This is a genomic window from Allobosea vaviloviae, assembly GCF_001298265.1.
Classification (GTDB): Bacteria; Pseudomonadota; Alphaproteobacteria; order Rhizobiales; family Beijerinckiaceae; genus Allobosea; species Allobosea vaviloviae_B.
The window spans coordinates 1-7,156 of the sequence record NZ_LGSZ01000075.1 but is presented as its reverse complement, the minus strand read 5'-3'; the positions used below and the strand labels follow the sequence as shown (position 1 = coordinate 7,156).

The window sequence follows — 7,156 nt, the reverse complement described above, 5'->3', positions numbered from 1 at the left end:
GTGAACCTCCCCCGCCCAGCCGCGGCGCCGGCCGCGGGGGGGGGCGGCGCGGGGCGCGGCCCCCCCCCCCCCCCCCCCCCCCCCCCCGCCGCCCCCCGCGGGGGCCTGGCGGGCGCTCCCCCCCCGGGCCCGGCCGCCCCCCCCCCCCCCCCCCCCCCCCCCCGGGGGGGGGGGGGGGGGGGGGGGGGGGGGCCCCGCAAAGCCGGAGCTCCATCCGTCGTCGTCTCGCCGAGCGGCACTGCCCCCCACCCCGGCCCTCCCCACCGCAAGCGGGGGGAGGGAGAAGAGGTGCCCGGCTTGAGTTGCGAGCAACATATGGCGCCGCCCGGTTGCAAATTGGAACGCGCGCTTGGATAGAGGGTTTCCAGACTGTCGTCGTGCCCGTCTTGAACAGGCAGGCGAAATGGTTCATATATAAACTAACTGGCGGCGAGGCCGTGCGCGGCCTTCGGAGGGCAGGATGGATCTCGAACAGGCACAGGCCGAACCGCGCGAGAGCATGGACTATGACGTGGTCATCGTCGGTGCCGGCCCCGCAGGGCTGGCCGCGGCGATCCGTCTCAAGCAGCTCGACGAGGCTATCTCGGTCGTCGTCGTGGAGAAGGGCGCCGAGGTCGGGGCGCACATCCTCTCGGGCGCGGTGATCGACCCGTCCGGCCTCGATGCGCTCTTGCCGGACTGGCGCGAAGACGAGGCCCGCCCCCTGACGACGGAAGTCAGCGAGGACATCTTCTACTTTCTGACCGAGCCCAACGGCATCCGCCTGCCGAACTTCGGGATGCCGAAGCTGATGAACAACCACGGCAATTTCGTCGGTTCGCTCGGCCTCGTGACGAAATATCTCGCGGCCCGCGCCGAGGCGCTCGGCGTCGAGATCTATCCGGGCTTCGCCGCGGCCGAGCTGCTGTTCGACGAGAACGGCGCCGTTCTTGGCATTGCCACCGGCGACATGGGCATCGCGAGGAACGGTGAGGTCACCGACAGGTTCACGCGCGGCATGGAGTTGCGCGGTCGCTATACCCTTCTGGGCGAGGGCGCGCGAGGCTCGCTCTCCAAGATCGCGATCCGCAAATTCGGCCTCGACGCCGGCCGCGAGCCGCAGAAATACGGCATCGGCCTGAAGGAGATCTGGCAGGTCAAGCCGGAGAAGTTCCACAAGGGTCGCGTCCAGCACTCCTTCGGCTGGCCGCTCGATGGCGGCACCGGCGGCGGTTCCTTCCTCTACCATTTCGACGATAACCTGGTCACCGTCGGTTTCGTCGTCCACCTCAACTACACCAACCCGACGCTCTCGCCCTTCGATGAGTTCCAGCGCTTCAAGACCCATCCGATGATCCGGGACCTGTTCGACGGGGCCAAGCGCCTGTCTTACGGCTCGCGCGCCATCACCGAGGGCGGCTGGCAGTCGGTCCCGAAGCTGACCTTCCCGGGCGGCGCGCTGATCGGCTGCGCGGCGGGCTTCGTCAACGTGCCCCGCATCAAGGGCAGCCACAACGCCATCGTCTCCGGCATGCTCGCCGCCGAGAAGCTGGCCCCGGCGCTGGCGGCCGGGCGCTCGCATGACGAGGTCGTCGAGATCGAGACGAGCTGGCGCGATTCCGCCATCGGCGCCGATCTCAAGCCGGTCCGCAACGTCAAGCCGCTCTGGTCGAAATACGGCACGCTGCTCGGCATCGGGCTCGGCGGCATCGACATGTGGCTGAACCAGCTCTTCGGCTGGTCGCCCTTCGGCACGCTCAAGCACGGCAAGCCGGACCATGCGACGCTCAAGCCCCTGAGCGAGGTCAAGCCGATCGTCTACCCGAAGCCCGACGGCAAGATCTCGTTCGACAAACTGTCCTCGGTCTTCCTGTCCTCGACCAATCACGAGGAAGACCAGCCGGCCCATCTCAAGCTGACCGACCCGTCGATCCCGATCGAGAAGAACCTGCCTCTCTATGGCGAGCCGGCGCGGCTGTACTGCCCGGCCGGGGTCTACGAGGTCGTCTACAAGGATGCCGAGGCGAAGACTGATCCCCGTTTCGTGATCAACGCGCAGAACTGCGTCCACTGCAAGACCTGCGACATCAAGGACCCGGCCCAGAACATCACCTGGACGGTGCCCGAGGGCGGTGGCGGTCCCGGCTACGCGAATATGTGACGCGGCCGGTCATCGCGGCCTTCGACGAAAATCGCAAAGAAAAAGGGCGTGCCGGCGAGCGGCACGCCCTTTTTCGCAGGCATCTGCGTGATCGATCGCGAGGATCGATCAGCCCTTGCGGATCACGGCCGGGGCCGGCTTCTCCGGCTGGGCGCAACCGGCAACAAAACCGGCAAGCAGAGCGACAGCGGCAACGCTGAGAACGAGCTTTTTCATTGGAGCAATCCTATTCGAATCGTCGTGACCTGGTACGACGCAAGGACAGTAGCGCCCCAATCACTGATGTTGCGATAACGAATGCTTGCGAAGGCTGCGGTGACGCACGGTTTCGCGCCACTGTGGCACGCCCGCTACGCCGCCGCGCCATTCCGGCCGCGGACGGCTTGCCCGTCCGCCTGGAAACGGCCATCTTGCATCTCTACGCGAAGCGGTCACGGTCGCGCTCAAAGACCACGCCCCCCGCGACGATCGTGGTGGCGGACCGAGGGAGAATGGCAGTCGTGGTATTTGGAATGAACAGCCGTGGCAGGGTCACGGTGGCTGCCTTGGCGTTGCTGCTGGCCTTGCCGGTCGGTGCGGCGGCGCAGGGCGCGACGCTCCGCGCCAATGATCAGCTCGACACGGCCGAGAGCCTCGAGGGCAATTACCTCGCAGCCATCGTCGCCGGAGCCGGGCGCGATCTCGGTGCGGCCTCGGTCTATCTGCGCGAGGCGATCAAGGGCGATCCGCAGAACAACGACCTGCTGGAGCGCGCTTTCGTCGCCTTCCTGGCCGATGGCGCGATGCCGGATGCCTTCCGCGCCGCCGACAGGCTGATCCAGCGCGATCCCAGCAACGGCCTGGCGCAACTCGCCGTCGGCATCCGCGCGCTGAAGCAGAAGAGCTACCAGACCGCCCGCAACCACCTCCAGCGCGGTGGCCGCGGCCGTGCGGCCGACATCACCGCGACGCTGCTTTCGGCCTGGTCCTATCTCGGTTCGGGCCAGGCGACCCGCGCCGTCGAGACGCTGGAGCGGCTGAAGGGCGAGGCCTCCTACAATCTCTTCCGCGATTATCACGCCGGGCTGATCCTCGACGCCGCCGGCCGCAAGGCCGATGCCGAGAAGCGCCTGAAGAGCGCCTATGATTCGGAGAAGACGACGCTCCGGCTGGTCGATCTCTGGGCCCGCATGCAGGCGCGCAACGGCGATTTCGAAGCCGCCGCCGCGACCTATGGCGAATTCGACCGCCTCCTGCCGAATCATCCGATCGTCCGCGACGGCCTCGCCAAGGTCGCAGCCAGGCAGGCTCCGCCCCGTCAGGTCGCCAACGCCCAGCAGGGCGCGGCGGAAGTGCTCTATGGCCTCGCCAGCGCCGGCAACCGCCAGGGCGACGAGGCGGCAGCGCTGCTTTATCTTCGGCTCGCCATCTATCTCGACCCCAATCACGACCTCGCCATCCTGACGCTGGGCGACATCCTGGAGCGGGCGCGCCAGCCCGAGGATGCGGTGGCGGTCTATGAGAAGATGCCGACGAACTCGCCGCTGCGTCCCAATGCCGAGATCCAGGCCGGTCTCGCGCTGGAGAACATGGGCAAGCCCGACGAGGCGGTGAAGCATCTCAACGCCCTGATCGCCGAGCGGCCCGACGATGTCGACGCGCTCTCGGCGCTCGGCAACATCTACCGTTCGCGCAAGCTCTTCCAGGAGGCCGCCGACACCTATGACAAGGCGATCGCCAAGATCGCCTCGCCCGGCCGCGCCAATTGGGATCTGTTCTATTTCCGTGGCATCGCCCGCGAGCGCATCAAGCGCTGGCCCGAGGCCGAGGCCGATCTGCGCAAGGCGCTCGAACTCCTGCCCGAGCCGCTCGGCCGCGAGCGCGCGCTGGTGCTGAACTATCTCGGCTATTCGCTGGTCGATCAGCATCTCAAGCTCGACGAGGCGCTCGACATGCTGCGCCGCGCCGTCGAGCTGCGTCCGCGCGACGGCTACATCACCGATTCGCTCGGCTGGGCCTATTACCGCCTCGGCCGCTATGCCGAAGCGACCCGCGATCTCGAGCGCGCCATGGAGCTTCGCCCCTCCGACCCGGTGATCAACGACCATCTCGGCGACGTCTACTGGAAGACCGGGCGCAAGCTCGAGGCCGGCTTCCAGTGGAACCATGCCCGCGACCTCAATCCCGAGCCCGAGGATCTGGTCAAGATCAAGCGCAAGATCGAGCGCGGCATGGAAGACGGCCCCAACGCCAACGCGGTCGAGCCGAAGGATGCGGCCGAGCCCAAGAAGGACGGCGGCTGAGTTTGCCGCTGTCGCTTCGGACGGCAGCCTTGACGAATGAACGCGCCGTCATTCCGGGGCAGGCCAAAGGCCTGATCCCGGAACCCAGAGCCACTGCCGGTCGCGGCAAGGCCACGGGGCGCGAGGAGACCTCTCGTCGGCGGCGTCGGTTCTGGGTTCCGGGGCCTTCGCTGCGCGAAGCCCCGGAAAGACGGCTTCGCTGACATGCCTGCCCCCCTGACCACCCGCGCCCGCGCCAAGATCAACCTGACGCTGCGCGTGCTCGGCCGCCGCGCCGACGGCTATCACGAGCTCGAAAGCCTCGTCGCCTTCGCCGGTGCGGGCGACGCGCTCACGCTCGAACCCGGCCCCGGCCTCTCGCTGACCATCGACGGCCCGCGCGGGCAGGGGCTCCCGGTCGACGACACCAACCTGATCCTGCGGGCGACCCGCGCGCTCGAAGCCGAGACCGGCAAGCTCCGCACCGGCCATTTCCACCTCGTCAAGCGCCTGCCGGTGGCGTCGGGCATCGGCGGCGGCTCCGCTGATGCGGCGGCTGCCCTGCGCCTGCTCGCCCGGCTGAACGGGCTCTCGCCCGACGACCCCGCCCTGCTGCGGGCAGCGGCCGCCACCGGCGCCGACGTGCCCGTCTGCCTCGCCTCCCGCGCCCGCATCATGGCCGGCATCGGCGAACGCCTCGGCCCGGCCCTCACTTTGCCGCCGCTGTTTGCGCTGCTGGTCAATCCGGGAGTTCCGGTCGAGACGGCGGCGGTCTTCAAGGCGCTCGGCCTGCCGTGGGGTCAGGCGCATCCGCCCCAGGCGAGCCTGCGATCCGAAGAGCCGCGCAGCGCCATGTCGACGGGCATGGCTTCGCAGAGGCTGGAGGAGATCAGTTCCATCCACGCCGTCATCCCGGACGCAGCGGAGCGGAGATCCGGGATCCATTCCGGAGCGCATGCCGGAGAGGTTCCGGAATGGATCCCGGGTCTCCCTGCGGTCGCCCGGGATGACGGCGCAGGTCGATGTGAGAGTCCAACCTGGGGGATAAGCCCGGATCGCACGTCCCTGCTCGCCGCCCTCAGCGAAGCCGGCAACGACCTCGAAGCCCCCGCCCGCCGTGTCGCGCCGGTCATCGACACCGTACTGGCGGCGCTGCGCGCCCAGCCCGGCTGCCGCCTCGCCCGCATGTCAGGCTCGGGCGCGACCTGCTTCGCCCTCTTCGACGATTGCCGTGCGAGCGCGGCGGCGGGGAGGGCGCTGGTGCGAGAGCAACCGGGGTGGTGGGTGAAGGCGACGGTGTTGCGGTGAGCATAGAGCCTACGCCCTGTCCCGCAGCAGCCGGCCGATAGCGCGCAACCCTTCCGCAACGGCTGCGTTGTCAGCGGTGCGCCCTCCTGCGCGACCGCTTTCGACGGAACCCTCTCATGACCTCGCGCTGGCTGTGGCACCTCTCCCAGATCACCCGGCGGATGTGGTTTCGCGCCAGCCTGTTCTCGATTCTGGCTGTCGTCACCGCGCTCGCTGCGATCGTGCTGGCGCCCTATATCCCCAGCGACCTGCCGACCAAGATCGGTGCCGACGCCGTGGACAACGTGCTCGGCATCATCGCCTCGAGCATGCTCGCGGTCACGACCTTCTCGCTGAGCACGATGGTGGCGGCCTATGCGGCGGCGACCAGCAATGTCACGCCGCGCGCGACGAAGCTGGTGATGGAGGACACCACCACCCAGAACGTCCTGGCGACGTTCATCGGTTCGTTCCTCTATAGTCTGGTCGGTATCATCGCGCTGAGCACCGGCGCCTATGGCAGCACCGGCCGCGTGGTCCTCTTCGTCGTCACCGCCGGGGTCATCGTCCTGATCGTGGTGACGCTGCTGCGCTGGATCGACCATCTCTCGCGTCTGGGCCGGGTCACCGAGACGACGGAGCGCGTCGAGAGGGCCGCCACCGAGGCGATGCGCCTGCATTGCGAGCAGCCGCATATGGGCGGGTGCCCGCGGGCCGATGTTCCGGCCTCGGCCCGGCCGGTCTACGTCGCCAGGATCGGCTATGTGCAGCATCTCGATGTCGGGGCCCTCTCGGACATCGCCGAAGGCGGCAAGGGTCGGATCCATGTCTGTGCGACGCCGGGCGCCTTCGTCACCCCGGTCGATCCGATCGCCTTCACCGAAGGTCTCGATGTCGCCGAGCGGGAGAGCGAGATCCGCGCCTGCTATACCATCGAGGATGTGCGTTCCTTCGATCAGGACCCGCGCTTCGGCGCGTCGGTGCTGTCCGAGATCGCCTCGCGCGCCCTGTCGCCTGGCATCAACGATCCCGGCACCGCGATCGACGTCATCGGCCGGGCGGTCCGCATCCTGGCGATCTCGGCCGAACCCCGCGACCGGCAGCAGGACATCGCCTTCCCCCGCATCAATGTCCCGCCGATCGCGCTCGGCGATCTGTTCGACGATCTCTTCACCCCGATTGCGCGAGATGGCGCCGGAATCATCGAGGTCGGCGTTAGGCTGCAGAAAGCGATGCTGGTGCTGTCGCGACTGGAACCCGCCGAATTCGCCGAAAACGCCTCTCGCCATTCCCAACTGGCCTTGCAGCGGGCGAGCCGGGGCCTGACCCTCGAGCACGACCTCGCGCTCCTGCGCGATCTCGCGGCGCAGGTCGGGCGGCCTGGCGTCCGAGCATAACCCCGCCCCCTTATCCCCTGTCTCTTATACACCTCTGACGCTGCCGCCGACGCTAGCAGCGCAGGTCTCGG

The 7,156-nt window shown here is 68.4% G+C and carries 4 protein-coding genes and 1 pseudogene; all 5 read left to right on the top strand.

The genetic code is table 11. The features are described 5' to 3' along the window. Positions 1-460: 460 nt before the first annotated feature. The 5 genes and pseudogenes from AE618_RS23695 (at position 461) to AE618_RS23680 (ending at position 7,085) form a co-directional block, all read left to right on the top strand. The gene (locus AE618_RS23695) at positions 461-2,140 is read left to right on the top strand and encodes an electron transfer flavoprotein-ubiquinone oxidoreductase (protein WP_248311001.1); all 1,680 of its coding nucleotides are present in this window, start codon (positions 461-463) and stop codon (positions 2,138-2,140) included. 491 nt (positions 2,141-2,631) lie between these two features. Further along, positions 2,632-4,422 (top strand): tetratricopeptide repeat protein, encoded by a 1,791-nt coding sequence (locus tag AE618_RS23690; RefSeq protein WP_082365532.1) that lies wholly within the window; start codon positions 2,632-2,634, stop codon positions 4,420-4,422. 204 nt (positions 4,423-4,626) lie between these two features. After that, positions 4,627-5,220, top strand: a pseudogene (locus AE618_RS29325) (4-(cytidine 5'-diphospho)-2-C-methyl-D-erythritol kinase); the annotation flags it as partial. A gap of 33 nt (positions 5,221-5,253) precedes the next feature. After that, on the top strand, positions 5,254-5,709 hold the full coding sequence (locus AE618_RS29320; protein WP_432704525.1) for a hypothetical protein: 456 nt from the start codon (positions 5,254-5,256) through the stop codon (positions 5,707-5,709). A gap of 116 nt (positions 5,710-5,825) precedes the next feature. Continuing rightward, complete coding sequence (locus AE618_RS23680) at positions 5,826-7,085, top strand: DUF2254 domain-containing protein (RefSeq protein WP_054211542.1); 1,260 nt, start codon at positions 5,826-5,828, stop codon at positions 7,083-7,085. Positions 7,086-7,156: the final 71 nt, after the last annotated feature.